At 58.9% G+C, this 25,302-nt stretch carries 21 protein-coding genes and 2 pseudogenes; 4 read left to right on the plus strand and 19 right to left on the minus strand.

The genetic code is table 11. From position 1 onward, the window contains the following. Window positions 1–3: 3 nt before the first annotated feature. The 6 genes from ACYZT5_RS13145 to ACYZT5_RS13170 form a co-directional block, all read right to left on the minus strand. Window positions 4–297 carry a metal-sensing transcriptional repressor gene (locus ACYZT5_RS13145; protein WP_462051483.1) on the minus strand — a complete coding sequence of 98 codons (294 nt, stop codon included), beginning with the start codon at window positions 295–297 and terminating at the stop codon, window positions 4–6. A 295-nt stretch (window positions 298–592) separates the two neighbouring features. After that, the gene (locus tag ACYZT5_RS13150) at window positions 593–940 is read right to left on the minus strand and encodes a copper-binding protein (RefSeq protein ID WP_462051484.1); all 348 of its coding nucleotides are present in this window, start codon (window positions 938–940) and stop codon (window positions 593–595) included. Continuing rightward, entirely contained in the window at window positions 937–4,095 is a 3,159-nt protein-coding gene (locus tag ACYZT5_RS13155) for an efflux RND transporter permease subunit (RefSeq protein ID WP_462051485.1), read from the minus strand. The genes ACYZT5_RS13150 and ACYZT5_RS13155 overlap by 4 nt, the downstream gene beginning before the upstream one ends. Then, window positions 4,092–5,576 carry an efflux RND transporter periplasmic adaptor subunit gene (locus tag ACYZT5_RS13160; protein WP_462051486.1) on the minus strand — a complete coding sequence of 495 codons (1,485 nt, stop codon included), beginning with the start codon at window positions 5,574–5,576 and terminating at the stop codon, window positions 4,092–4,094. The genes ACYZT5_RS13155 and ACYZT5_RS13160 overlap by 4 nt, the downstream gene beginning before the upstream one ends. Then, window positions 5,573–6,829, minus strand: coding sequence for a TolC family protein (locus ACYZT5_RS13165; RefSeq protein WP_462051487.1), 1,257 nt, complete (start codon window positions 6,827–6,829; stop codon window positions 5,573–5,575). Before ACYZT5_RS13165 ends, ACYZT5_RS13160 begins: the two co-directional genes overlap by 4 nt. 99 nt (window positions 6,830–6,928) lie before the next feature. Beyond that, window positions 6,929–7,270 carry a hypothetical protein gene (locus ACYZT5_RS13170; protein WP_462051488.1) on the minus strand — a complete coding sequence of 114 codons (342 nt, stop codon included), beginning with the start codon at window positions 7,268–7,270 and terminating at the stop codon, window positions 6,929–6,931. Window positions 7,271–7,663: 393 nt separating this feature from the next. On the opposite strand from ACYZT5_RS13170, the gene ACYZT5_RS13175 reads away from it, so the two are divergent. Further along, window positions 7,664–9,523 carry an ABC transporter ATP-binding protein gene (locus ACYZT5_RS13175; protein ID WP_462051489.1) on the plus strand — a complete coding sequence of 620 codons (1,860 nt, stop codon included), beginning with the start codon at window positions 7,664–7,666 and terminating at the stop codon, window positions 9,521–9,523. A gap of 148 nt (window positions 9,524–9,671) precedes the next feature. Next, window positions 9,672–10,166: pseudogene (locus ACYZT5_RS13180) on the plus strand (MFS transporter); the annotation flags it as partial. A 196-nt stretch (window positions 10,167–10,362) separates the two neighbouring features. On the opposite strand, the gene ACYZT5_RS13185 reads toward ACYZT5_RS13180, so the two are convergent. The 9 genes from ACYZT5_RS13185 to ACYZT5_RS13225 all read right to left on the minus strand — a co-directional run bounded on the left by ACYZT5_RS13185 (window position 10,363) and on the right by ACYZT5_RS13225 (window position 20,365). Continuing rightward, window positions 10,363–11,847: an efflux transporter outer membrane subunit gene (locus tag ACYZT5_RS13185; protein ID WP_462051490.1), complete on the minus strand. Its 1,485-nt coding sequence runs from the start codon at window positions 11,845–11,847 to the stop codon at window positions 10,363–10,365. Beyond that, a complete protein-coding gene (locus ACYZT5_RS13190; protein WP_462051491.1) occupies window positions 11,844–13,886 on the minus strand; it encodes an FUSC family protein in 2,043 nt (680 codons plus the stop codon). The genes ACYZT5_RS13185 and ACYZT5_RS13190 overlap by 4 nt, the downstream gene beginning before the upstream one ends. After that, window positions 13,883–14,935: a multidrug transporter subunit MdtN gene (mdtN, locus tag ACYZT5_RS13195; protein ID WP_462051492.1), complete on the minus strand. Its 1,053-nt coding sequence runs from the start codon at window positions 14,933–14,935 to the stop codon at window positions 13,883–13,885. Before mdtN ends, ACYZT5_RS13190 begins: the two co-directional genes overlap by 4 nt. A gap of 16 nt (window positions 14,936–14,951) precedes the next feature. Further along, entirely contained in the window at window positions 14,952–15,233 is a 282-nt protein-coding gene (locus ACYZT5_RS13200) for a YtcA family lipoprotein (protein ID WP_462051493.1), read from the minus strand. Between the two features lie 797 nt (window positions 15,234–16,030). Further along, window positions 16,031–16,462 carry a DoxX family protein gene (locus tag ACYZT5_RS13205; protein ID WP_462051494.1) on the minus strand — a complete coding sequence of 144 codons (432 nt, stop codon included), beginning with the start codon at window positions 16,460–16,462 and terminating at the stop codon, window positions 16,031–16,033. A gap of 11 nt (window positions 16,463–16,473) precedes the next feature. Continuing rightward, window positions 16,474–16,938 (minus strand): nuclear transport factor 2 family protein, encoded by a 465-nt coding sequence (locus ACYZT5_RS13210; protein WP_462051495.1) that lies wholly within the window; start codon window positions 16,936–16,938, stop codon window positions 16,474–16,476. 83 nt (window positions 16,939–17,021) lie between these two features. Further along, window positions 17,022–18,860 (minus strand): amidohydrolase, encoded by a 1,839-nt coding sequence (locus ACYZT5_RS13215; protein ID WP_462051496.1) that lies wholly within the window; start codon window positions 18,858–18,860, stop codon window positions 17,022–17,024. A gap of 138 nt (window positions 18,861–18,998) precedes the next feature. Continuing rightward, the gene (locus ACYZT5_RS13220; protein WP_462051497.1) at window positions 18,999–19,583 is read right to left on the minus strand and encodes an antibiotic biosynthesis monooxygenase; all 585 of its coding nucleotides are present in this window, start codon (window positions 19,581–19,583) and stop codon (window positions 18,999–19,001) included. Window positions 19,584–19,711: 128 nt separating this feature from the next. Beyond that, the gene (locus tag ACYZT5_RS13225; protein ID WP_462052247.1) at window positions 19,712–20,365 is read right to left on the minus strand and encodes a hydrolase; all 654 of its coding nucleotides are present in this window, start codon (window positions 20,363–20,365) and stop codon (window positions 19,712–19,714) included. A 235-nt stretch (window positions 20,366–20,600) separates the two neighbouring features. On the opposite strand from ACYZT5_RS13225, the gene ACYZT5_RS13230 reads away from it, so the two are divergent. Further along, entirely contained in the window at window positions 20,601–21,191 is a 591-nt protein-coding gene (locus ACYZT5_RS13230; protein WP_462051498.1) for a helix-turn-helix domain-containing protein, read from the plus strand. Window positions 21,192–21,501: 310 nt separating this feature from the next. Here ACYZT5_RS13230 and ACYZT5_RS13235 read toward each other — a convergent pair whose 3' ends face one another. Continuing rightward, entirely contained in the window at window positions 21,502–21,786 is a 285-nt protein-coding gene (locus tag ACYZT5_RS13235) for a hypothetical protein (RefSeq protein WP_462052362.1), read from the minus strand. Between ACYZT5_RS13235 and ACYZT5_RS13240 the strand changes: the two are divergent. Then, window positions 21,757–21,996 (plus strand): annotated as a pseudogene (locus tag ACYZT5_RS13240) (helix-turn-helix domain-containing protein); the annotation flags it as partial. The gene ACYZT5_RS13235 and the pseudogene ACYZT5_RS13240 sit on opposite strands and share 30 nt — an antisense overlap. On the opposite strand, the gene ACYZT5_RS13245 reads toward ACYZT5_RS13240, so the two are convergent. The 3 genes from ACYZT5_RS13245 to ACYZT5_RS13255 form a co-directional block, all read right to left on the minus strand. Beyond that, window positions 21,985–23,640, minus strand: a complete 1,656-nt coding sequence (locus tag ACYZT5_RS13245; RefSeq protein ID WP_462051499.1) for an MFS transporter — start codon at window positions 23,638–23,640, stop codon at window positions 21,985–21,987. The pseudogene ACYZT5_RS13240 and the gene ACYZT5_RS13245 sit on opposite strands and share 12 nt — an antisense overlap. Then, window positions 23,637–24,734: an HlyD family secretion protein gene (locus ACYZT5_RS13250; protein WP_462051500.1), complete on the minus strand. Its 1,098-nt coding sequence runs from the start codon at window positions 24,732–24,734 to the stop codon at window positions 23,637–23,639. The genes ACYZT5_RS13245 and ACYZT5_RS13250 overlap by 4 nt, the downstream gene beginning before the upstream one ends. 98 nt (window positions 24,735–24,832) lie before the next feature. Then, entirely contained in the window at window positions 24,833–25,246 is a 414-nt protein-coding gene (locus ACYZT5_RS13255) for a cupin domain-containing protein (protein WP_462051501.1), read from the minus strand. Window positions 25,247–25,302 lie beyond the last annotated feature (56 nt).

Here is a 25,302-nt window from a genome sequence, read left to right on the forward strand (position 1 = left end):
GACCTAGAGGTACTTGGTGATTTGTTTGAAGGCTTCCAGCGGTGCGCGCTCGCCATTGTTCAGCGCCGAGACGGTGTCCTCCAGACAGTGATCAATGTGATCCTGGATGAGCGTTCGCTTGGCCTGACACACCGCTTTTTCCACCGCATGCAGCTGCTGAGCAATGTCGACGCACTCGCGACCGTCTTCGATCATGGTGATGATGCTGCGCAGATGACCGTCCGCCCGTTTGAGGCGCTTGATGATTGCCTCGTGGCTTTGGTGGGTGTGGGGATGGTTGTGTTCGTGTTCACTCATGACTTGAGCCTCAGACCCAATGAATTACGTCGGCATCCTATCCCCCCGAGGGGGATATGGTCAAACGTATCTCGGCCACAACAAAGGAGTCAAAACACGAACACTTTGTTCAGCAACGCACCGATAATGTCTCGGTCCTGGCATGGAAACGCTGAGACCTTCGGTGAGCCGGCCTGACCTGGCGGCGCAAGCAAAGTTTCGAGCAACATCACAGACGTATCGGTTTTCTTGACATGCAGAGTTATGGGAAATAACCGGCACGACAAGCGTGCCGGCCAACTTCACTACTGCTGTTTCACTTTTTAATGGACACAATCGTGGCTTTGCCGCCCTCTAGCCGAAAGGAAAACGATACGCGATCTCCGGCCGTCAGCCCTGTCAGCTGATCTTCCGTTACGGAAAAGGCCATGGTCATCGGTGGCCATTGCACAGCTGGAACAGCGCCGTGAGAAATGGTCACCGTATGTTTCATCGTATCGATAGCCTTGATCGTTCCGTCGGCATTAGCGATTGGTGCCTGCTTTGTCTCCTTCATCTGCATGCCCTCCATACCGTCCATTTTCATGCCTGGCATGTCCTCTGCACGCGCAGAAAGAGACAACGCAACTAAGGTGCTTGCAACTGCAATATGGGTCAGTTTCATACGACTTTTCCTTGAGGGGGGATGGGTTCAACTGGGAGATGGCGCCGACGCAGCAGGCGATAGGCTGCCGGAATAACAAACAGGGAAAGCAAGGGGGCCGTGACCATGCCGCCGACCATGGGCGCGGCGATGCGACTCATCACCTCACTACCGGTTCCGCTACCCAACAGGATGGGCAACAGGCCAGCAATGATGACGGCCACAGTCATAGCCTTGGGTCGAACACGCTGCACCGCGCCTTCACGAATGGCCGCAACCAGCCCGCGCTCAGTGCTGTCGCCGAGGTCTTCACGTTCAGCCCAGGCATTCTTCAGATAGAGCAGCATGATCACGCCGAATTCAGCAGAAACCCCGGCCAGTGCGATAAAGCCCACCCCGGTGGCGACCGACAGGTTAAATCCCAGCAAGTAGAGGAACCATGCTCCGCCAGTCAGTGCAAATGGCAGAGTGGCCATGATCAGCAAGGCCTCATCAAAGCGGGCGAACGTCAGGTAGAGCAACACGAAGATGATCAACAGCGTGGCAGGCACCACCAGTTTGAGTCGTGCGTTGGCCCTTTCGAGAAATTCGAACTGTCCTGAGTAGCTCAGGCTCATGCCGGGCTGCAATTTGACCTGCTCACTGACGAACCGGCGTAGATCGGCGACCACGGAAGCAATGTCCCGACCACGCACATCGATATACACCCAGCCCGAAGGCCGTGCGTTCTCGCTCTTGAGCATCGGCGGACCGTCACTGACCTTGACCTTCGCCACAGTGCTGAGGGTGATCTGGCTCCCTAACGGGGTGTAGATCGGCAATTGCTCCAGGGCGCCGAGCGAGTCACGCCACTCCCGAGGGTAACGTACGTTGATCGGGAAACGTGCGAGCCCTTCAATGGTCTCCCCGACGTTTTCACCTCCGATAGCGCCGGCCACAATGGACTGAACATCGGCGATATTCAGTCCGTAACGGGCGGCGGCTTTGCGGTCGATATCCACATCGATGTATCGGCCACCAGTTAGTCGCTCGGCCAGAGCCGAACTGACACCGGGCACGTCCTTGGCCACGCGTTCGACCGCCTGGGTGACAGCATCAATTTCAGTCAGATTGGTGCCGGCAACCTTCACTCCGATGGGGCTTTTGATACCCGTAGCCAGCATATCAATACGGTTTCGAATCGGCGGTATCCAGATATTGGTCAGCCCAGGGACTCGTACTACTCGATCCAGTTCTTCCACCAACTTTTCCTGAGTCATGCCTGGCCGCCATTGCTCGTGCGGCTTGAATTGGATGGTGGTTTCGAACATCTCCAGCGGTGCCGGGTCGGTGGCTGTTTCAGCACGCCCTGCTTTACCGAAGACATGTTCTACCTCTGGCAAGGTCTTGATCAGGCGGTCGGTCTGTTGCAGCAGTTGCGCCGCTTTCTGCGCCGACAGCCCCGGCAAAGCCGAAGGCATATAGAGCAGATCGCCCTCGTCCAGTGGCGGAAGAAACTCACCACCCAAACGAGACATTGGCCACAACGCGCTGACAAAGACCAGCACCGCGACAAGCAGCGTAATCTTTGGTCGACGCAAGACTGCGTCCAGGGCTGGCTGATAGATCCGAATCAACCATCGGTTCAATGGGTTCTTTTGTTCACTAGGGATTCGCCCCCGAATCCAGTAGCCCATCAGCACTGGCACCAAGGTCACCGATAATCCCGCTGCGGCTGCCATGGCGTAGGTCTTGGTGAAAGCCAACGGACCGAACAGCCGTCCCTCTTGCGCTTCCAGGGTGAACACCGGAATGAACGATAGGGTGATGATCAACAAACAGAAGAACAATGCGGGGCCTACTTCTGCTGCCGCCTCTGTCATCACATGCCAATGACGTTCACCTTTCAGTTCCTCCCCTGGATTGGCCACGTGCCAAGCCTCAATCTTCTTATGGGCGTTTTCGATCATCACTACGGCTGCATCGACCATGGCACCGATGGCGATGGCAATCCCGCCCAAGGACATGATGTTGGCGTTGATCCCTTGGTAACGCATGACGATGAAGGCAATCAGCACCCCCACCGGCAGCGAGATGATCGCCACCAGGGAAGAACGCAGGTGCCAGAGAAAGATCCCACAGACCAACGCGACGACGACGAACTCTTCGATTAGCTTGTGGCTGAGGTTTTCCACCGCGCGGTCTATCAGCTTGCTGCGATCGTAGGTAGGGACGATTTCCACCCCGGCCGGCAGGCTGCTTTTCAGTTCGTCGAGTTTGGTCTTGACCGCCGCAATAGTCTCGCGAGCATTCTTGCCGCTGCGCAAAATCACCACGCCGCCGACGGTCTCACCTTCGCCGTCGAGTTCGGTGATGCCGCGCCGCATTTCCGGACCCAACTGGATCGTGGCGACATCGCCAAGGGTCACCGGCACACCACCCAAACCCAACTTGAGTGGGATCGTCCGAAAATCACTGAGCGTCTTCAGATAGCCGGAAGCCCGCACGATGAACTCGGTTTCTGCCATCTCCAGCACGGCACCACCGGTTTCCTGGTTGGCTTTGCCGATAGCTTCGGTCACCTCAGCCTGAGTGATACCGAGGCTGGCCAGTTTGAGCGGATCAAGCTGCACCTGGTATTGCTTGACCATACCCCCCACGGTGGCCACTTCCGCAACGTTGGGCAGGGTCTTGAGTTCGAACTTGAGGAACCAGTCCTGAAGTGCGCGTAGCTGCGCCAGGTCGTGACCACCACTGCGATCCACCAGTGCGTACTGATAGATCCAGCCCACCCCCGTCGCATCCGGCCCCAATGCTGGCTTGGCGCTAGCCGGCAACCGACTTTGTATCTGACTCAAGTACTCCAGCACCCGCGAGCGGGCCCAGTACAAGTCAGTGCCGTCCTCGAACAACACATAGACAAAGCTGTCGCCGAAGAAGGAATAACCACGCACCGTCTTGGCCCCCGGCACCGAGAGCATGGTAGTGGCCAACGGATAGGTCACCTGATTCTCGACAATCTGCGGCGCTTGTCCCGGAAAAGGGGTGCGGATGATTACCTGAACATCAGAGAGATCTGGTAGCGCATCGATGGGTGTGCTCTGCACCGACCAGATGCCCCAGGCCGTGACGAACAGTGTCACCAGAAGCACCAGGAATCGGTTGGCCACCGACCAACGAATCAGGGCAGCGATCATGGCTGACTCCCCGATTTGTTCAGGCGCTCGACACGCAAACCATCATCGGTCTGGCTCACCGCGATACGAACCTTGTCACCCGTTTTCAGACCCTGCATCAGAGCTGGACTGGCGAGAGGGAACGTCATCGTCATGCCAGGCATGCCCAGCGTTTTGAAGGGACCGTGAGCGAGCGTGACTTCTTTGTCGTTGATCTCAACGATCTGCCCATCCGCCTCATGAAAGCTGGAGGCTGCTGCGCTGGGTGTTGCCTCTTCCTCCGAGCTTGCAACAATGCCCTTGAGACTGGCCTCGGAGTCGAGGAGGAACTGGCCAGACGTAACCACCTTCTGGCCGTCTTCCAGCCCCTTCAATATCGCCGTCTTGCCATCGCTTTCCTGCCCGAGTTGCACCTCCACGGGACGATAGCGACCCGCGTCTTCGGCAAGCATCACCAGGGCACGTCGGCCAGTGCGAATGACGGCCTCGCTCGGCACCCACAACACACTTTGCTCGGTCGAGCGGTTCAAGCGTACCTGCGCCGTCAAACCCGGTCTGAGGCGCCCGTCTGGATTGGGTAACTCGACACGTACGCGAAGGGTGCGGCTGTCCAGATTGGTTTCGGGCAAAATCGCGCTGACCTTGCCATTGAGCATTGTCCCTGGGAAAGCTGGCAGACGCGCTTCGACCGCCTGCCCCACGGTGATAGCTCCGGAATCCGATTCTGGAACGGCAACGGCTAGCCAGACACTGCTCAAGCCATTGACACGTGCCAGAGTATCGCCAGTCGCCACGGTCATACCCGCGCGTACGTTCAACTCTTGCAGCACACCACCAATGGGACTGGTCAGAGTCAGGTACGGCTGAACCTTACCGCCACGCTCTACCTGAGTAATCAGTGCTGCCGGCATCCCGGTGAGCCGTAGACGCTGGCGGGCTGCATCCAACAGGGCAGCATCCCCGTTGCGTTTCAGGGCAAGGAACTCTGTCTGAGCAGCGGCCCATTCCGGCACCAGGATATCCGCCAACGCCGCGTTGGCTTCGAGCACATCACCGGGAGCATGGGCATAGACCCGCTCCACAAAGCCAGTGGTGCGTGCTTGAATCACAGCGACATCACGTTCGTTGAACGCCAAGACACCTGTCACATCGAGGCTGGAGTCAAAGATTCCACGGGTGACAGTTGCAAAACGCAGACCGAGATTCTGGGTGAGGCTTGGATCGATAGTGACGGTCGCACGATCCCCTGCGCCACTGGCGTACTGGGGGACCAGTTGCATGTCCATGAAGGGGGACTTACCTGGCTTATCGAACTTTTGCTGCGGGTACATGGGGTCGTACCAATACAGTGCTTTGCGTTCGTCCGGTGAACTGTGGCTCTGCTCCGGGGCGTTAACGGGTACTCCGCTCATGCGCTGGTGAGCGAACCAATAGCCACCGGCAACACCCAATGCCAGCGAGATGCCCACCAGCAATGCCCCGTTCCATTTTTTAAGGCTCATTGGCTGGGCTCCCCATAAGCAAAATACAGACGCGCACTGGTCAGCGCTCGCTGCTCTTCCACGTCGATCTGTTTGAGTCGGGCTTCGATGAGTTCACGTCGGGCGGCAACAACGGCGTTTAAATCGCCTTTACCGGAGCGATAACTGGCCATGCTGAGTTCGACCTTTTCCTTGGCCAGTGGCAACAGGCTTTCCTGGTTTCGGCGCACGGCACGATTGAGGCGCTCATAGTCAGCCAGTTCGTTTTCCAGTTGCTGGGTGTGCTCGCGTGACAGGGCTTCGCGCTCGGCCTCAAGCTGACTGAGTTCAGCCTGTTTGGCTGCGATTTTGGGATTTTGGCGAGAGTCAGGAAACAACGGTAAATCCCAGGAAAATTGCACGCTGACCATATCGCCAAACTCACGGCCACGGTGCTGGTAATCCAGTTCCCAACTCCAGTCCGACTGCCTCTGCGACACGGCCTCACTAACCTTTGCTTGCGCTTCGCGTGTCATCGGCGCAAACGCTGCCAACTCGGGGTGGTGTTGCAGCTTATGTGAGTAGCTTGAGGTATCGACGGGCCATTCAGGCAAGCTGCCTACAGGTTTGTCGTTGGCGGCGGAGCCAATCCAGCGCTTTAGGGCTGCTCGGGCCTGCGCTCTCTGGAGAATCAGATCGTCCTGCTGCTCCGCCAGTTGAGCCGCTTCCTGTTTGGGTGTAACCGCATCGGCGGGTTGAGCGCGGCCACCAGCAATTTGGGCTCGGACGGTGTCGGTCAGCAGGCGGTTTTCTTTGTAGAAGTCTTGGAACAACGCGTCTTTGCGCTCAACCGAGTAGCTGCTGATCCATGCCAACGCCGTGGACTGGCGAACCTTCAGGCGTTCGACCCGACGCTCCGCAGCGGCGCGATCAACGGCCGCACTGGCAACCTCAATGCGCGCTTTGCGCTTGTCGCTGTTTGGCATTTCTTGCCTGACCCCGACCATTTGCATGGTCATGAAATCCTGGTCAATGCTCCAGCGATCCGGACCGCCAATGGGGTAGTTCTGCACACCCAGCAGCAGTTTGGGGTCAGGTAGCTCACCGGCTGGAATAGCCGCGCTACTGGCAGCCTGAATTTTGGCGTCTTGTGCGGTCAGCGACGGAGCATTGTTTTCGGCCAGCCGCAGCGCTTCATCGAGTGTCAATACGGCAGCGAAGCTCGGCAATGCCAGTACGCTTGCCGCCAGACCGGCCACGAGGGACCAACCTGTGCAATAGCACTTGGAGTTCATGTTTACGATTCCTGTGATCATCCACTGCACGCGTCAAAAGGCACCCGCGCAGCTAGTCCATCCCGCTAATGCGGAATGAGGCTCAATGTGGGACAGGAATCAAACGCGAGGCGGTCGCCATACTCCGGAGGGGGTCTGTTCAGGCAGGGAATCGCTGAAAAAGGAAAGCACTACGGGACTGAACACGGTTACAGGAGGCTTGAAGATCGAGACTTGCAGCATGCCGCCTGTCTTGCATTCCTGGCCCGGCTTACAGGGTTTACCGTGCTCGGAAGGGCTTTTCATATCGTTGCAGCAGTCCATCCCCATGTCGTCCATCATCGCCATGCCCATCGTCTTCATTGGGCAAGGTTCTGTGGGTGCCTGTACGCCAGCCATCCCGCTGATGGGAAGCGCCAAGCTGATCATGAAGATGAGGCAAAACCGCAGATAGCGTTTCATGGGCTGGAGTGTAGTCGCTGAAAATGGCTCTTACAATTGGATGCAGGTTCTCAGCAGCCTGCCGAAGGCCCTGATTCAGGCGATATCACCGTATCTGAATTAAGCCAGCATTATGGCTAACATATGAATTACGCAGTATGAGTGTGAAGGCGACTGGCCGGTATCGGTAGTTATCTGTCTTTCGCGAAGGGCAGCAATGGGTCGAGAGCGGCGCTCCGAGACCGCCCGTCTTGGCCCCGCCGACTTGGACTTAAACAATGCCTGAGTCCCTCCACTCGGCAACCCAACTTCCAGGGCAACATGCCAATAGCGCCATACCCGCCAATCCACATAACCCTCAAAGCAACCTTTAAATGGCAGAATCTCCTCAACTTGATCGTTTCGGAGACCACCATGCTTCGCGCATTTGAACAAAGACTCGACCCCTTCCCGCCCGACGAGGTACCACCGCCACCCGAAGGCCTGGCTCGGTTCCTTTGGGCGTGCACACGGGGCGCCCGCGGCTATATTCTCGCGTTTGCGCTGCTCAGTGCCGGTGTGTCGATCTACGAAGCCTGGCTGTTTTCTTTCCTCGGTCAGGTCGTGGATCTGCTCTCGACCTGGCAAGCCGGTGGTGATGCGGCTGCGCAGGAAAGTCGCGTGTTGTGGGGCATGGGCATCGTAATGCTGACCAGCATCGGGCTGGTGGCGTTGCGTACCATGGTGCAGCACCAGATATTGGCGATCAATCTGCCGTTGCGGCTGCGTTGGGACTTCCACCGCCTGATGCTGCGGCAAAGCCTTTCGTTCTTTTCCGATGAGTTCTCCGGCCGGGTCACCACCAAGGTGATGCAGACTGCGCTGGCCGTGCGCGACGTGCTGTTCACCCTTATCGAGATCGCACCCGGAATCGGGGTGTATTTCATCGCGATCATCGCACTGGCCGGCGGCTTCGCACTGAAACTGATGCTGCCTTTCGTTGCCTGGATCGTGTTATTCGGGCTGGCCATGCTCTACTTCGTGCCCCGCTTGGGGAAAGTCGGACAGGAACAGGCCCATGCGCGCTCGTCGATGACTGGACGTATCTCAGACGCCTATACCAACATCACCACAGTGAAGCTGTTCTCCCATTCCAATCGTGAAGCGCACTTCGCGCGCGCGGCCATGGAAGATTTCAAGCAGACCGGCTTTCGCCAGATGCGCCTGGTCAGCCAATTCGAGATCGTCAACCAAGCGTTGGTGGTGGGGTTGATCATGGCAGCAGGCGGTTATGCGCTTTGGCTGTGGCACCTGGGCGAAGTCGGCACAGGTGCCGTGGCGGCGATTACCGCCATGGCGTTGCGTATCAACGGCATGTCGCACTGGATCATGTGGCAAATGACCTCGCTGTTCGAGAGCATCGGCACCGTGCAGGATGGCATGGCAACCCTTACCCGCGGCCCCAAGGTGCAGGATGCGCCGGACGCGGGCGTGCTGGTGACCTCTGGCGGGGCGGTAACCTTCGACAACGTGAGCTTCAACTACAATGGCGAACGCCAAGTGCTCGATGGCCTGAGCCTGAACATTCGTCCGGGAGAAAAAATCGGCCTGGTGGGCCGCTCCGGCGCGGGTAAATCCACGCTCATCAACTTGCTGCTGCGCTTCTATGACGTCGACAGCGGGCAGATTCGCATTGACGGGCAAGACATTGCGCACGTGACGCAAGACAGCCTGCGAAGCGCCATCGGCATGGTCACCCAGGATACTTCCCTGCTGCACCGATCCATTCGCGACAACATCGCCTACGGCCGACCCGATGCAAGCGACGCGCAAATCCGCCGTGCCGCAGCCAATGCTCAGGCCGATGAGTTCATCAGCCAACTGAGCGACCGGCAAGGACACTCCGGCTACGACACCTTGGTGGGCGAGCGTGGCATCAAGCTTTCGGGCGGCCAGCGCCAGCGCGTCGCGATTGCCCGAGTGATGCTCAAGAACGCCCCGATCCTACTACTTGACGAGGCTACCAGCGCGCTGGATTCGGAAGTCGAAGTGGCCATTCAGGAAAGCCTCGATGACATGATGGAGGGCAAAACCGTAATCGCCATCGCCCATCGGCTGTCCACGATTGCGGCGATGGATCGACTTGTTGTCATGGACGATGGACGCATTATCGAACAGGGCACCCACACCGAGTTGCTCACAAAGAACGGCATCTATGCGCGGCTGTGGCACCATCAGAGTGGCGGGTTCCTGGGTGAGGACCGAGGGGTGACCGAGGCTATGGATCAGGTATGAGCGTGAACGGCCCGGGGATGATCTGCAAGCGGCTGCTTTGGGTCGACTGCCGCCCTTCGCGTCAGGCAGCAATCGACCAAAAGTAGTCATCCGCAAATGTTCAATATCAGCGTTCGCCAAGCTGCTCGATGACACCCCGGGCCTTCGGATGCCGACGTACCTGGAAAGCGAACTCGGCATGAAATTCAGCTCTATGACCGGCTACATGGTCGGCACCTATACCGCCATGATCCTCGGCAAAGTGCTCGCTGGTCTGGCGGCTGACCGTATCGGGCGCCGTGACGTGTTCGCCCTTGGCGCGTTGGGGACCGCCGTATTCCTGCCGGTGATCGTGCTGTTCCAAAGCCCGGAAAACATTCTCTGGCTGTTGGTGGTATTCGGCTTCTTGTACGGCATTCCCTACGGTGTGAACGCCACTTACATGACTGAAAGCTTCGAGGCCAAATTACGCGGATCAGCCGTAGGCGGCGCCTACAATATCGGGCGTCTTGGCGCTGCGATTGCACCTGCCGCTATCGGCTTCCTCGCCTCGAACGGCTCGATTGGTGTGGGCCTTCTCGTCATGAGTGCGGCCTACTTCGTCTGTGGCGTGATTCCGGCGCTACTGATACGGGACAAGCAATTCGATCCGCAAAAACAATAGAACCGATAACTTGATCATTGAGCAGCCGTCTGTCGGTGCCCCCGGATCTGGCTGACTGCTCCACGTTCAAGCCCATTTCCGTGCTTGCCCTGAAAGCTGACTGTGATTGTGTTGCGGACCTGAGTAACAGGCCGCCTGATCCTGCATAAGCTATTGAACATTAACGCGTGAGCCGAGAGTCTGTTGATAGAGCTGGCTAAAACGCCGCATTCGGCTCGCTTCCCTCATCGTTCGCTGCTGTTGCGGTATTGGCGCGATAGCCACCACCCAAAGCCTTGATCAGCGCCACCTCGCTTTCCAGGCGCTGCCCCTGTAACAAAGCCAGGCCACTCTGTTCGGCCAGCAGCGGCAGGTTTGCTTCCAGTGCCGCCACCCGATTCAACAGGCCACGCTGGTAGTGCGCTTCGGCGCTGTCACGGTTGAAGCGCATGTTGCCGATGCGCGCCTGCTGTAACGTCGCCTGTACTTCCAGCCCCTGCAGCTTGCTGCCGGCTACAGCGACGTCACGCACGGCGTCAAGCACCGCTTGATTGTACTGTTGCACGAGGCCGTTGCTCAGGCTGCGGGCATTGGCCAGTTCGGCATTGAGGCGGCCACCGTCGAAGATCGGCAGGGTCATCCCGGGGATCAGATTGATCTGTCGGCTGCCATGGTCCCATAGGTCTCCCATGTGCAGGGCGTCGGCGCCGAAGAAGGCCTTGATGTCGAAACTCGGGTAGAAGGCGGCCTTGGCCGCATCGATGTTCGAATAGGATGATTGGACCAGCCAGCGCATGGCCTGTAGGTCCGGGCGTCGCGCCAGCAATTCATAGCCCAAACTCTGCGGCACCCCATAAGCATGTGTCGGCAGGGATCGCGGCGCCAGTGGCAGCGCAACCTCAGCGCCAACACCGAGTAACGCGCGCATGGCTTCACGCAGTTGTTGCGTCTGGCTGCGCAGAGAGACGATCTGACGCTCGATCAGTGCCTGGTTGCTCAGCGCCTGTTGCTTCAGTGGCTGCGCCTCCAGGCCACGTTCGATGAGCGCCTGATGCGCGGCCACCACTTCAGCAGCAATGGCCGACATGCGCTGCAAATCGGCCAGTAGTTGTTGTGCAGTCTGGATCTGGAAATACAGCAGGGTCACGCCGCTGGACACCTCCAGTTCGACCCAGGCCGCTTCGGCCTGACGCGCGTTGCGCACGCCCAAGGCACTGTCGACTTGCGCTCGTTGCCGCCCCCAGAGATCGAGTTGGTACGCGCCGCCGAGGCCCACCACGCCCTCGGTGTACCAGGGCCCGGTGAGGCCGAGGGCCGGCTCGTTCTGGGCAAAGGGGCCAAGAAAACCATTGGCGGAGACGTGCTGGCGGTTGACCAGGGCGACCAGATCGACCTGCACGCCAGTCAGAGATTTCACCGAGGCTGCCTGGGCGCGGGCCTGGTCGATATGACTGCGAGCGATGGCGATGCTCGGAGCCTGAGCGAAGGCGATGTCGATCAACTGGTTGAGCTGCGGGTCCTGATAGCGTGCCCACCAACGCGCGTCGGGCCAACCCTCGCGGGCCAGGTGCAGGTCGTCGGCGAGACGGATGCTGGCCGGATCAAGCGGCGGCACCAGGCTGCCCTCCTCGCGGATCAACGCGCATCCGCCCAAGGTCAGGCACAGGCCGAGAACCGCGCACAACCGAGTGCCGCCATTCACGGGCGCAGCTCCGCCAGCGTGCCATTTTCGAAAGACGGCCAGTCTGGGAGCGAACCCAACAGACGACGTAGTTCATGCAACTCCCGCAACAGTCCGAAGTCGCCCCGACTACCTTCCGCTGGCGGATTGAATGGCGGCAAGCCATCCAGCGCAACCGCCTGATCATTCAGTCGCGCCGCGTAGCTGACCAGCCACGCACCCAACCGCGCCTGATGCTCGTCCAGCCAAGCGCGCAGCGGCATTGGCAATTGGGCTTCGAGCGCCGCACGATTGCGCTGCAACTGTCCAGTCAATAGAAGGATCTCCCGAGCCTTGGCCAACAACGTCTGGGTAAACAGTGTCAGCACTTCATGCTCGCCCTGTTGCCAACCGGGCTCCAGGGCCACGCGCGCAAGCATCGCCTCGCATTCGGCGAGCTGTCCCCAGCTGCGCAAGCTCAGTTCGTGCAAGTGATCGACCGATGCATCATCTTTGGGCGCACCCAATACTCCGGCGATGCTGTGCAGGATTGAAGACAGGCGCCGCCGCAAACTGTCACCCTCGCTTTCCGGCCACAACAGACCATGCACCAGCGTGCTGACCAGAACGCCGAGAATGATGCCCACCAGACGGTCGCGGATTTCGGTCATGTCGGTGCTCGGGCCAAACTGTTCGAGCAAGGCCAGGGCGAAGCAGAACATGATTTGCAAGCCGGCATAGCTGATTCGCTCGGAGCCCGCCGCGACCCACGCCCCGAGACCGATGACCGGCAGGCTCATGACCAACAGGCCGACCAGCGTCTCGACTTGCGGAATGACGAAGACCATGCACAGCAGTGCCAAGGCACTTCCCACCAGACAACCGCCGATGCGCAGCAGACCTTTCTGGGTCGACGCACCGAGACTGGGCAAGGCGACGATCACGCAAGTCAGCATCACCGTGTGGATGCCCGGCCAGTCCACGGCGTTGTAGAACACATAGCACAACAGCGCGGCCAGCCAGCTCTTGAAGGCAAAAAGCAGGTAGTTGGGATTGCTGAAGGCGTCGCTTGCCAGCAGCGGCTCCTTCACCGGGATGTTGGCGGATGGGATCAAGGCCTCGCGGGGGGCCAGGGCGCGCAACGCTTCACGCATCTCCTCCAGTGCCGCAGGCATCAACGGCCGCATCAACGCCTCGCTGTGCAATGGCGACGGCATGGGGCCGCCTTCGATGGCCTTGGCCAGCGCTGCACAATCCTGACGTAGTGCCGCCAGCGCTTCGACATCCGAGACTGGCGCGTTCAGGGATGCTACGGCGGCATACAGTCGCGAGATGCACGTGATCAGCGCCAGATGCTGCACCTCGTGAGCTCGATAGCCGGCATCGCGCATGCTGGTGAACTTCAGCAGTTTATGCAGGCTGAGCACGCCCTGCTGGACATCAATCGGGCTGATTTCCAGGGTCTTTGTTCGCCCCTCTCCCACCTCCCCCAGACACGCCTCGACCTGCGCCAGTTGACGCTGCATCGCTTCGCGCAACAACTGCTGCGGTTCTTGCGGCAGCAGCAACGTGTTGACCAGCAGGGTGACCAGCGTCGGGTAAACCACAGCCATCCACACCCAAAGGCAGCCACGTAACAGCAACTCGGGTTGCGCAACGAGATCCACCAGGCTCTGCACGTAAATGGTGACGATAGCCACCACGAAAAACAGCGGGCCGAGGCGCGTGGCACGCATGCCGAACATACTGACCAGAAACACCACGCTTGCACAGACGATGCGCAGCAGCGGATAGCCGTAGGTGAACTTGAGCAGGAGGATAGCGATACCGATGGCGAGCGTGGCGCTGACGATGAACAGGATGCCGGCCATACGTGTCAGGACCACGTTGGTCTGGCTCACGAAGAACACCATGATCAGCGACAGCGCCAGTAATGGCACTTCCAGACTCATCGAGAGAATGATCACCAGCGTGCAAGCCACCAGATTGCGCAGCAGCGCGTTGCCGCGCCCGGGAAACGCCGCCAACTCCGCGACGACGAAGCGCCATAGACGCTCGGGCCAGCCATCCACGGCCGTCATTGTGGCTTACCTTTGGCACTGTCGGCGTGGATCACAGCTACCGCCGATGCGCCGATGCGGAACAGTTGCGGGTCGGGTTGATCGACGCGGATGCGCACCGGGAAACGCTGCGCCACACGCACCCAGTTGATGGTCCGGGCGACCCTCGGCAGCCCGCTGACCTGGGCGCCGCCATCGTCAGGGAAGACACCGAAGCCAATGGAGTCCACGGTCCCGCTGAACGCACGCTGACTGTCGCTCATCAGGTACAGCGTGCTGCGGCTGCCGGTGTGGATATGGTCCAGTTCGGTCTCGCGAAAGTTCGCCACCACGTACCAGCGCCGCGTATCGATCAGGCTGAACAGCGGATGCCCTGCTGCCGCGAACTGGCCGTCAGAAGTCGTCAGGCCAACGATACGTCCGTCGAAAGGTGCGCGAACAACACTGTGCTCCAGATCCAGCTCGGCGCGGGCGATCTGCGCCTGGATCACTGCGCGCCTGGCGACCATTGCGTCAACCCCACTGACGGCAGCGGCAGCTTGCTTGACTTGTAGCTGCGCTGCGTTCAATTCGGCACGGGCGCTTTTGGCGGCGGTGCGCGCCTGGTCCACCTGCTCCTCGGAAACATAGCCGCGCGACAGCAGCGGTTCCATGCGTCGCAGGGTGTCCGCAGTCTGCACGGCAGCCGCCTTGGCCCGATCGATGCCGGCCTTTACGGCATCAGAGTTGAATTGTTGGGCATCGACCTGGCGCTGACTGAGGATGATTTCCTGATTCAGCGCTTGCAGTGATGCCTGGGTCTGATCCAGCACGTCCTGATAGGGACGAGCATCAATGCGCAGAAGCACATCCCCCTGCTGCACCTGCTGGTTCTCGCGCACTGGCAGCTCGACGATGCTGCCGCTCACCTCGGGGGTGACGTTGATGGTATCGGCGTAGACATAGGCGTCATCGGTGCGCGGTGCGTTGTCGAGCCGCCAGACCACCCACAACAGCAATGCCAGCGTCAGCCCCAGCAACACCAGGATCAGGACGCGCCGGGGCAGTGTCTTCACAACATTCTCGCTCATGGCGGGCGACTCCCGGTCAGGTCTGGAAGAACAGCAGCCAGGCACTCAAGGCGAACATCACGGTCAGCACGGGGTAAGCCAGCGCCGGTGGCGTCAGCCAGGCACCCAAACCGCGCCGAGCCAGAAAAGTATGGACCAGCAACGCCAGCAGCACAGCGCCGAAGATGCAGAACAGCCAGTCGGGGAAATAGGCCCCCAGCACGGGTAGTGATGGCGAGTTGGAACAGGCTGATAGCGTCAAAGTCAGCAGCAGAAGGCCCTTGCGCCAGGTTCTCTCTTCCTCCTTCATGGAGCTCATCAAGTCCCCTCCATTAAAGTATTGCTGTTCACTTGGGTTGGGTGTTTCGGGTGTATATCCATTATTCAGGTGATGGCCGCTGACGGTTTCGCTCTTACAGCGAGTCACTTGGAAGAGCCCCAAGTAACCAAGGGCTCTTGCCCCTTTCGTTCGGTGCCTCGCCTAGGCTCGGCATGCCCTCGCTCCGGTCCTGCTCCGTGGGCCCGCCGCCATCGGCCATCCATGGTCGGGGGCGTGTACCGCAAAAACAAAGCGAGGCGGCCTGACAGCCGACCTGACTTTTGTAGCTGTACCAAATCCCTGTGGGAGCGGCGGTGCGACGATTCGACTTGCTCGCGAAAGCGGAGTGTCAGGAAATGTAGATTTCGACTGACACTCCCTCTTCGCGAGCAAGCCCGCTCCCACATTTGGATTTTTTCCAGCCGCGGGATTGGTGTTTGCTTTGCTTTTGCTCTTGCTCTTGCTCTGGCTCTGGCTCTGGCTCTGGCTTTGATCTTGATCTGCCCCGTCGGAAGGCCGAGTGCAGGTTCTGCGCAGTGGGCAACCCGGCATGGATGCCGGGTTAGCCGCGCACGGCCATGGATGGCCGATCGCGGCGGGCCCACGGAGCAGGACCGGAGCGAGGGTACCCTGAGCCTAAGCGAAGGGCCGTACGTCAGGGGCAAAAGCGTTTGGTTACTTGGCGCTTTTCCAAGTGACCCGCCGTAAGGGCGGAACCCTAAGTAGCCGTTACCGCAGCAACGAATATGTACACCGTCCCATCACCTCTTAAGTGAACTACATTACCCTGCGGAGCACTACAGTTCACGCAGAACCGGCCAACGACGCGACAAGCTGGTACCCAATGCCAATCGCCCGGGGCCCGCGACAAAAATCGTCGAGAAGACGATCAGTAACAGCCAGGCGAACTGCCCTTCGCCCAGGCTCCACTCCGGATGCACCCAGATCACCGATACCGCGAGCAAAAATAGAACCGGCAACGTCGCAAGGCGCGTCAGAACGCCCAATACGATGAATACCGGACACAGTACTTCGGCGAAAATCGCCAGCGACAAGGTCAACAAACTCCCCATGCCGAACGGGTCTTCGATCAATCCCAATTCGTGGTCAAAATGGAGCAGTTTGGGGATTCCATGCACTGACAACAGCAGCAGGCACCCGGTGATTCGTAGCCAGCACAGTGCGACATCGGCGGCGGTCGTTGGTGTATCAATATCAGTCGTAGACATTTTTCCTGGCCTCAAATCGGTTTCGCCAACCATGGATAGCGTAAGGAGTCCTGCCCTCCGTAGTCCGGATCGAGATAGATAAAACAGCGATTGATTTTCCAGTCACGGACCTCGAATACATCGCACCAATACCCGGCGGCCCAGTCCGGATTACCAGCGCACCACGCGCCATCCACATGCTCGCCGTGGCTTGTGCCTTCACAAACAACGACATCCGTACCGGAAAAAACCCAATTGAAATGAGCGTAGTCATGGGTGATTGAAATCAGCCGCTCACCCAAGTCCGCAAACAATTCACTGATCTGCGTATGCCCTGTCGCAATCCCCCACTTGGGAAAATAAACCTGTGCGTCTTCAGCGAACAACGCCAGGATATTGCGGCCATCCGGGGCGACACCGCCATTATCAAAAGCCTTGAAGTAGTCAAGGATCACTGATTTGCGATGTTCGTCAGTCATCGTCATATTGCTCAGCATGATGATTCACCCCACTGAAATCCGACCATCCGTTATCCAGGATGGCCACGTATCGTGTCCACCGTCGAGGCCGCCGCCTGCCCCTAGAATGCAAAACAGGAACAGCCGAAGGCTCCCCAGAAACCTGTGAAATCATTGACCGGCACTGACGACAACCGGGCCCTGTCGTGACTGTGTGAGTGGACGGCGCAAGGGCCACTGCACTGATGCGTGCGGGCAGCGACCACCGCATTGGGTTTCCAGTGCCCGGGAACGTTAGTGACAGGTGACCAATCCGGCATGACCGGAAGCGCGGGTGGAGCCAACTGATCGAATTCACCGGCGCCATAAACGACCTTGCCCCCCACCACCGTCAACACGGATTCGATCCACTTGATCGCTTCGTCATCGACGCTGAAAAAATCGGCGCTCAAGGCCACGACGTCAGCCAGCTGACCGACCTTGATCTGCCCTTTCTTGCCCTGCTCCGATGAGAACCAGGCACTGCCATGGGTATACAGCTGCAACGCCGTATCCCGTGAAAGACCTTGCGGATAGAGCGTCATCCCGCCCACCGTTTTTCCACTGACCAGCCAGTACAACGATGTCCACGGGTTATAGCTGGAAACCCGGGTAGCATCGGTGCCGGCACCCACGGGCACGCCTTCGGACAGCATCCGCTGGATGGGCGGCGTCTGCTCGGCGGCCTTGTTGCCATAGCGCTCGACAAAATATTCCCCCTGGAACGCCATCCGGTCCTGAATGGCGATTCCGCCACCCAGCGCCCGGACGCGCTCAATATTTTCAGGGGTGATGGTTTCGGCGTGATCGAAAAACCAAGGGAGGCCATTGAAGGGAATATCTCTGTCGACCTTCTCAAAAACGTTGAGCATCCGCGTGATGGATTCGTTGTAGGTCGCATGAAGCCGGAAAGGCCAACGATGCTCGACCAGATGGCGAACCACGGGCTCCAGCTCTTGCTCCATGCTCTGGGAAAGATCGGGTCGCGGCTCGAGGAAGTCCTCGAAGTCGGCAGCAGAGAACACCAGCATTTCACCGGCACCGTTGTGACGGAAGAAGTCGTTGCCGTCGCCCGGCTTGACCATGCTTGTCCAGCTCTTGAAGTCCGACAGTTCCTGCGTTGGCTTTTGAGTGAACAGGTTGTAAGCGATGCGTACGCTCAATTGATTTTTATCGGCCAGTTCGCGAATGACCTTGTAGTCGTCGGGGTAGTTCTGGAAGCCGCCCCCCGCGTCAATGGCGCTGGTGACGCCCAACCGATTGAGCTCGCGCATGAACTGGCGTGTTGAGTTGACCTGATATTCCAGCGGCAACGTCGGGCCTTTGGCCAACGTCGAGTAAAGGATCATCGCGTTGGGGCGGGCGATCAGCATGCCGGTAGGATCGCCATTGGCATCGCGCTGAATTTCCCCACCAGGCGGATTGGGCGTATCGCGGGTGTAACCGACTACTTTCAACGCTGCCCGATTCAACAGCGCACGATCATACAAATGCAATACGAACACCGGCGTGTCGGGGGCGGCTTTGTTCAGTTCGTCCAGCGTAGGCATTCTCTTTTCGGCGAACTGGAACTCCGTCCAGCCGCCCACCACCCTCACCCACTGTGGCGCAGGCGTACGATCAGCTTGTGCCTTGAGCATACGCAGGGCATCCACCAGCGAAGGCACGCCCTCCCAACGCAGTTCCAGATTGAAATTCAAGCCACCTCGAATCAGGTGGAGGTGGGAGTCGTTCAGCCCGGGAATCGCTGTGCGTTTGTTCAAGTCAATGACCTGAGTGGCACTGCCGCGGGTGGCCATGATTTCTTCGTCACTGCCAACCGCGATAAATTTCCCGTCCTTGATAGCCACGGCACTGGCCGTGGGTTTCTCGCGATCAACGGTGTGAAAGCGGCCATTGATCATGATCAAATCGGCGTTCATTGTGCCTCCTCGAATATTCGATGCTGATGAACCTGCTGATAGGGCAAACGGTAGTGCGCACCACAGCGCACCCACGCCTGCGAGAACTTGGCTTTCGGCAAGAAATCGTCGGCGACTGCTGTCGATAGAATCCTTTTTTCATGGACGCTCCCCGCCTTTATGACCATTGAGCCAAGGTGCGAATAGCCGGGTCACACGCGGCATGAACAAGTAAACCACCAACAATACGATGGTCAGCGTGATCACCACATTGCTCTGCAAGTACCCTCCCAGCCACGGAACCCGTGCGAACAACGGGCCCCAGCACAAAGGGACAGTCAATGTCAGCGGAAGGATGACCAAAAAGGTAATGCAAGCCTGTTTCCACCGGGGCGGCGGTGACGCCTGGGAGGTCTCGGGAGTGAACCAGAACTCGCGGCCCTGGCTGACCTCGAGTTGATCACCATCGGCCAGCAGGTCTTGCACCTCAGCCACCAGCAAACGACGGTCCTCGGAGTCCAGCCAGGCCTGAAGCTTCTCCGTGCAGGAGAAGCGCAGCACGCTGGTGAAGAGATGAATACCGTCACGGTGGCTGCGAAAAACATCCACGCCCAAGTGCCCCTCATAACCCTTGGCGGTATTGACTGTTTTTCGAAGCCAGGCTTCATAAGCGTCCTCACTGCCCTGCCGGGTTCCGTGCCGAACGACTAACGTGGCCACTTCATTGGCATTGTAAATGCTCATTGCGACCTCCTGGGCTGCCGTCGCCCCGCGAGTCAATACGGTCGTCAGGCAAGATGGAAACTGCCCTTCTATCCGCACGACTCGCCTGAGAGCGCCTTATTCCCCTTCGGAATGAGGCGCAAAACAGATCAGTGACTTTCCGAGGCGTTGAACATCGTTTTGGCGTAAATCAAACCAAGACCATAAGCGCCACCATGGGCAATGGAGGTCTTCACCGTTTCGTTGTAGGTGTCGCTCCGGGCCCAGTCGCGCTGCAGTTCCAGCAGGTACTGAAGCGAAGTCATTGGACGCGCGCCTGCCTGGATCATACGGCTGATGGCGCGTTCGTGAGCCTCATCTGAAACGTCACCGCAGGCATCACAAATGACGTAGACCTCGAACCCTTGTTCGAGCGCCGAGATTGCAGGGCCCACGATGCAGACCGACGTCCAGAGACCGGCAAGAACGATTCTATTGCGACCGATCTTGTTCACTTCGACGGCGATCCGCTCATCTTCCCAGGTATTCATGCTGGTTCGATCAATGAGTTTCTGACCAGGAAAAGTCGAGGTGATTTCTTCAAACATAGGACCTGAAAAACTTTTTTCAGCGACCGTGGTAAGAATGGCCGGAACACCAAATTCCTTTGCTGCTTTCGAGATCAGTGCAGCGTTGTTTCGAAGGGTGACGGCGTCGATGGATTTGGTGGCAAATGACATCTGAGATTGGAAGTCGATCAGGATCAGAGCGTGGTTGGAAGGATCCAACAGGCCTTTACCGGGTGCTGCTTTTGCAGTTGCCATGACACTTCTCCAGATACGTTTGGGAGTGTGCATTTTCATGGTGTGCTGGAGCAGGCGATTGTATGGATGTGCGATTTTGGAAGGTTTGTGCTGAGAAAATTGCTGTTTCCGAATCCGGACAGTGGCAGACCGCATGTCTTTTTTACGCGATCCCGGATGTTTTCTGAGCGATTCGCCTGTAAAACGGCTTTGTTCCACGAAAAGGCCTGTTTCCCGCAAATGAGGAAGCTCGAGCATGCGTCCGATGTCCGATAAAACCATGCCCTCTACCTATACACCGACCATTGATGAGTTCTTGCTCATCCATTTCAAACACAGTATCGAGGCGTCTGACCCCGTCATCTATCACTTGGCCTGTGCGGTGATGCCCATGCTCAACCAGCCTGATGAACCCAATCGCTTTTTTATCGATCAAATCATGATGGCCATTCAGACACAGCTTTCCCTCCATCATGGTCAGGGAAGCGTTGCAGTGTCTTCGAAGGATCGAGGCCTGGCGCCCTGGCAGCAGAGACGAGCAAAGGAAATGTTATGCGCCCATATTGCCGATGGTGTATCGGTTGAAAAACTGGCCCGTGAGTGCTCCTTCTCTCGCTGCCATTTCAGCCGGGCGTTCAAGCTCAGTCTCGGATCGAGCCCTCATCAGTACCTTCTGCAAATACGCGTGGACAAAGCCAAAAAACTGCTCCTGAACCCCTTGTTGAAAATTACTGATGTCGCTATAGATTGCGGATTTTCCGATAGCTCGCATTTCACCAAGGTATTCAGTCGATGTACCGGATTCTCGCCTTCTTACTGGCGTCAGCTCAACACTGGCTTTCTATAATCCCCTTAGCCTTGAGGGCTCCTCTGTGACCTCACCCTGGATCTCTCAACTCACCACCGATAAATTCACTGTGGTAAGGACACAGCAAAAAAATCCTGACGTAGAAAGGCTTGTGGACATACCGTGCCTTGACATGTTTTCAATCATTGTTCAGCTGGAGGACTTCGCTGATCATCGACTTTGGCGTGCGGGACGGCTTGCTTACTCCGGCGGGTACAGAAAAGCCAGTGCATCGTTACCCTTTATGGGAGACGAGTTGAGGTGCCAGCACCGGGCCCCCTATGACAATGTCCGCTTCAATATTCCACGCTCAACCTTTGATGATCTTCGGCAGGAAAATGGAATCAGGCGCTTTGACCGTTTCGAATACGATCAGGGTGGCAAGGACGAAACCCTCCATCATCTCGCCTGTGCCCTGTTGCCGGCCCTCAACCCGTCGAGCACACGGAACCAACTGCTCCTTGACCACATTTTTTTCGCTACCTGTGATCATGTGCTGCGTCGTTACGTTCGTGGCGGGACGAACAGCGCTGATGCCAATTGCAAGCTGACAACCTGGCAGCTCGTGCTGGCAAAGGAGATCATCGCCACCCACTTGGCGGGAGATCTCTCGGTCGACACCATTGCCAGGGAATGCTCCCTGTCACGGAGCCACTTCTCCCGGGCATTCAAGCAGACCACAGGGATGGCACCTCATGCCTGGTTGACGCAAATGCGCGTCGAAAAAGCCAAAGAACTGATGCTGTCCCAACCCTCGAAACCCATTTCTGGTATCGCCCGCGAATGTGGATTTTCAGACCAATCCCACCTGACTCGCGTGTTCACCCGGTTGCACGGCCTCCCTCCCGTAGCCTGGAGGCGGCAACGTGATGCAAGCATCTTCCTGTTTGGCAAAGAGCCCGATCTTGATGCTGACCAATACGGGGGCGGCGATTGCAAAAAGCAGGGCAACTGAGATGAACGCCGTGTCGAAGGCAATCGCCGTGGACTGACCTGTCACGACACGGCCCAGTAGGCTTGTCGCTGCCCGGCTCGCGGCCACCGCATCCATCCCTTTCATCGACAGCATGGCTGTCGTGGTCGTCAGCCGTTCAATGACCGCTGCCCCTCCTGGGGTGACGCTGGCGCCGAGGACCACGGCATTGGCGACGACGTTATGTTCGATCAGTGTCTGGAGTCCTGCGACTCCCATAAGTCCACCCAGTTGGCGACCCGTATTAAAGAGGCCTATTCCACAGGCGAGGTTTCGGCTGTTGAGGTCGCTGAAAGCGATCAGCGTGATCGATAGAAACAGGAAGCCAAGGCCCAGGCCGCGCAACAGGATGGCTGCCATCATGTCGTCCGTGCCGCTTTCGCTGGTCGAGCCGGACAGCATCCACATCGCAACCATAATCATCAGGATTCCAAAGGGCACGGTGGCGAACGGCGGAACGCGGCGGACCTGCATGAGCCAGGCAGCAATGAGCAGCGCGCCGATAAAAAACGCGCCACTGGGCAACAGGAGCTGGCCGGCGTCGGTAGGCGTGAACGCGAGGACCGACAGGGCGAACGCCGGAATCAGGAACGCGCTCCCGAACAAGGCGGCGCCGGCGACAAAACTGACGATAAAAGCGAAGGCAAAATCGCTCGATTTGAACAGGGTGAAGTCGAGCAGACCTTGGCCTTTGGCCAACACTTGTTGGCCGAGAAAGGCCAGCAGAGCGGCTGCGCCGATCACGCTCAGCCACAGGATGCGAGGCTCCTCGAACCAGTCCCATCGGCTGCCTTGGCTGAGCACGTAGGTGAAACAGAACAGGGTGGCGCAGATCAGTGAAAAGCCGATCCAGTCAAACGGACGGTGCCGGACCTTGGCGGGCACTGGGCTGTCTGCGATCAGCAGAAGTCCGGTAGCCGCCAGGGCCACCGGCACAACGCTGAAGAAGATCCATGTCCAGGATTGGCTATCGATCAACCACCCTTGAAGGGCCGGGGCGAGTGTCGCGGGCGCAACCACGGCGCCCATGGCAAACACGGCTTGAAGGATGGGTTGATGGGATCGCCGATAGGCGCGAAAGATGATCGCCTGGCCCCCGACCAGCAATGTGCCACCGGCGAAGCCTTGGATCATTCGAAGCGCGACCAGCACGTCCAGTTGAGCGGTGATGGCGGCAATGCCGCACGCCAGGCCCATGGCCAGGATTGAGCCGATGAGCACATGACGCGGATAAAAACGGTTCAGCAACCAAGGAGCGGTCATGAACCCGATAAGCTTGAGCGCGGTGTAGCCGATATCCAACCAGGCGAACTCATCAGGCGTTGCGTAGGTGTCGCCGATGATGTCGCTGCGTCCGAGCGACAGAACGGTGCTGGCGATCGCTTCCGTCAACGTGGCAAGCACGATGCCCGTAATGAGCAGGACACCGGTCGTAACGCTGGCGTTGCTCGGCGTTGCGGTGGCAGCCGTGTTCATGAGCCATCACCTTGCGCAACCTCGACACGCGCGGACAGGCCGGGCACGATGCGGCCCGGCAACGGGTTGTGGACAAGCCGGATCTTGACCGGAACGCGCTGCACGACACGAACAAAGTTCCCGGTCGCGTTGTCTGTGGGGAGCAAGCTGAACGCCGAGCCGCTACCCGGTGCAAAGCTGTCGACCACGCCTTCAAGTGCCCCGTTGGGGTAGCCGTCCACCGTGATGCGCACACGCTGACCGGGGCGGATATGTTCGAGCTGGGTTTCCTTGAAGTTCGCCACGACCCACACATCGTTGACCGGCACGATATCGAGCAAGGCAACGCCCGGCGTAACAAAGCGGCCGATGCGAACCTGGCGGTTACCGATAACGCCATCGACAGGCGCACGCACCACGGTGCTGTCGAGATCGATCTGGGCGAGATCACGCGCGGCCTGTGCCTGCGTCACCGCAGCCACGGCAGCTTCTCGCTGGGCCACAAGGACGGCGATGCGTTGCTGTTGAGCCTCTACCGTTGCGGAAGCGGCCGATACCGTCGATTCGGCTCTGGATTGTGCCGCGCCGGTTTCATCGACCAGAGCTTGGCTGACCGCGTTGCTGAGAATGAGTTTGCGGCTGCGATCGTGGGTTTTGGTCGCCAGATTCATCTCGGCCACGCCCGAACGTCTCTGGGCTTCGGCCTGTCGAATCAGGGCACGCTGAAGCTGGGTTTCTGCGTCGACATGGGTCAGGCGAGCCTGGGCAGCGCTGACATTGGCCACGGCTTGCGCAAGCCGTGCGCGATAGTCCCGATCGTCGATCCGGAACAGGACGTCACCCGCCTGGACGGCTTGGTTGTCCTCGACCTCTACCGCAGTGACATAGCCGGCCACCTTGGCGGCGAGCGAGGTGAGGTCGCCGCGGACATAGGCGTTGTCGGTCGAGGTCGCGCCGCTCGAAACAGCCATGACCCATCCGGCCGCCAAGACCACCACGGCGCCGACGCACAGCAGTATGCCGATCCTCTTTCTCTTGCTTTGCCGCGCCACAACGGCAGCGGTCTCGGCGCTTGCGCCGGTGACACCGACGGCCTTGTCCTGGAGCGCGTTCATGTTCTCATTTCCTGTTCAATGCCAAGGACCTACAGCAACCACAGGGCGGAAGTCACCTGCCGCCCGGCTGTCGCGGGTCGATGAACGCGTTGACGGGCTCATTTCCCGATGGGCGTGACGAGCACCTTTTCGTCGGTGTCGAGGACGAACACGGCCAGCAGGCGTGCAGGTTTTGTGTCGCTGGCGTTGGCGCTGACTTCGTGCACGGATCCCGGCTCCTCTACGAAGTTTTCGCCGGCGTGGTAGATCTTTTCCGGCTGGCCTTTGACTTTGATGCGAAACGCGCCCTCCAGGACCGTTGCATAGATGAAGGCCGTTTTCGGATGGGTGTGGGCCGGCGACGCGGCGCCCGGCCCATACTCGACGACCACACCCTTCATGCTCTTGCCAGGGATGTTGGGAATGGGACGGTCGAATACAACCGTCACCTTGCCTGCGGGCCGCTCATCGGCTGATGCTGCGGTGATCGACAGCACGGCAAAGGCCGCGGCCAAGAGATATCGGCTAAACATGGCAATTCTCCTTCGTGGGTAGGTGTTGTGACAGCGCGGCCCGTTACCGGGCCGAC

The sequence above is a fragment of the Pseudomonas sp. LB3P14 genome, from assembly GCF_054898045.1.

Excerpts from the sequence above, each read along its gene's own strand:
- ACYZT5_RS13190 (WP_462051491.1), bottom strand. The coding sequence starts at position 13,886 with ATGACGGCCGTGGATGGCTGGCCCGAGCGTCTATGGCGCTTCGTCGTC.
- ACYZT5_RS13250 (WP_462051500.1), bottom strand. The coding sequence starts at position 24,734 with ATGAACGCGCTCCAGGACAAGGCCGTCGGTGTCACCGGCGCAAGCGCC.
- ACYZT5_RS13245 (WP_462051499.1), bottom strand. The coding sequence starts at position 23,640 with ATGAACACGGCTGCCACCGCAACGCCGAGCAACGCCAGCGTTACGACC.
- ACYZT5_RS13215 (WP_462051496.1), bottom strand. The coding sequence starts at position 18,860 with ATGAACGCCGATTTGATCATGATCAATGGCCGCTTTCACACCGTTGAT.
- ACYZT5_RS13210 (WP_462051495.1), bottom strand. The coding sequence starts at position 16,938 with ATGCTGAGCAATATGACGATGACTGACGAACATCGCAAATCAGTGATC.
- ACYZT5_RS13255 (WP_462051501.1), bottom strand. The coding sequence starts at position 25,246 with ATGTTTAGCCGATATCTCTTGGCCGCGGCCTTTGCCGTGCTGTCGATC.
- ACYZT5_RS13155 (WP_462051485.1), bottom strand. The coding sequence starts at position 4,095 with ATGATCGCTGCCCTGATTCGTTGGTCGGTGGCCAACCGATTCCTGGTG.
- ACYZT5_RS13200 (WP_462051493.1), bottom strand. The coding sequence starts at position 15,233 with ATGAGCTCCATGAAGGAGGAAGAGAGAACCTGGCGCAAGGGCCTTCTG.
- ACYZT5_RS13150 (WP_462051484.1), bottom strand. The coding sequence starts at position 940 with ATGAAACTGACCCATATTGCAGTTGCAAGCACCTTAGTTGCGTTGTCT.
- ACYZT5_RS13170 (WP_462051488.1), bottom strand. The coding sequence starts at position 7,270 with ATGAAACGCTATCTGCGGTTTTGCCTCATCTTCATGATCAGCTTGGCG.
- ACYZT5_RS13145 (WP_462051483.1), bottom strand. The coding sequence starts at position 297 with ATGAGTGAACACGAACACAACCATCCCCACACCCACCAAAGCCACGAG.
- mdtN (WP_462051492.1), bottom strand. The coding sequence starts at position 14,935 with ATGAGCGAGAATGTTGTGAAGACACTGCCCCGGCGCGTCCTGATCCTG.
- ACYZT5_RS13225 (WP_462052247.1), bottom strand. The coding sequence starts at position 20,365 with ATGGCAACTGCAAAAGCAGCACCCGGTAAAGGCCTGTTGGATCCTTCC.
- ACYZT5_RS13175 (WP_462051489.1), top strand. The coding sequence starts at position 7,664 with ATGCTTCGCGCATTTGAACAAAGACTCGACCCCTTCCCGCCCGACGAG.
- ACYZT5_RS13205 (WP_462051494.1), bottom strand. The coding sequence starts at position 16,462 with ATGTCTACGACTGATATTGATACACCAACGACCGCCGCCGATGTCGCA.
- ACYZT5_RS13220 (WP_462051497.1), bottom strand. The coding sequence starts at position 19,583 with ATGAGCATTTACAATGCCAATGAAGTGGCCACGTTAGTCGTTCGGCAC.
- ACYZT5_RS13165 (WP_462051487.1), bottom strand. The coding sequence starts at position 6,829 with ATGAACTCCAAGTGCTATTGCACAGGTTGGTCCCTCGTGGCCGGTCTG.
- ACYZT5_RS13230 (WP_462051498.1), top strand. The coding sequence starts at position 20,601 with ATGCGTCCGATGTCCGATAAAACCATGCCCTCTACCTATACACCGACC.
- ACYZT5_RS13160 (WP_462051486.1), bottom strand. The coding sequence starts at position 5,576 with ATGAGCCTTAAAAAATGGAACGGGGCATTGCTGGTGGGCATCTCGCTG.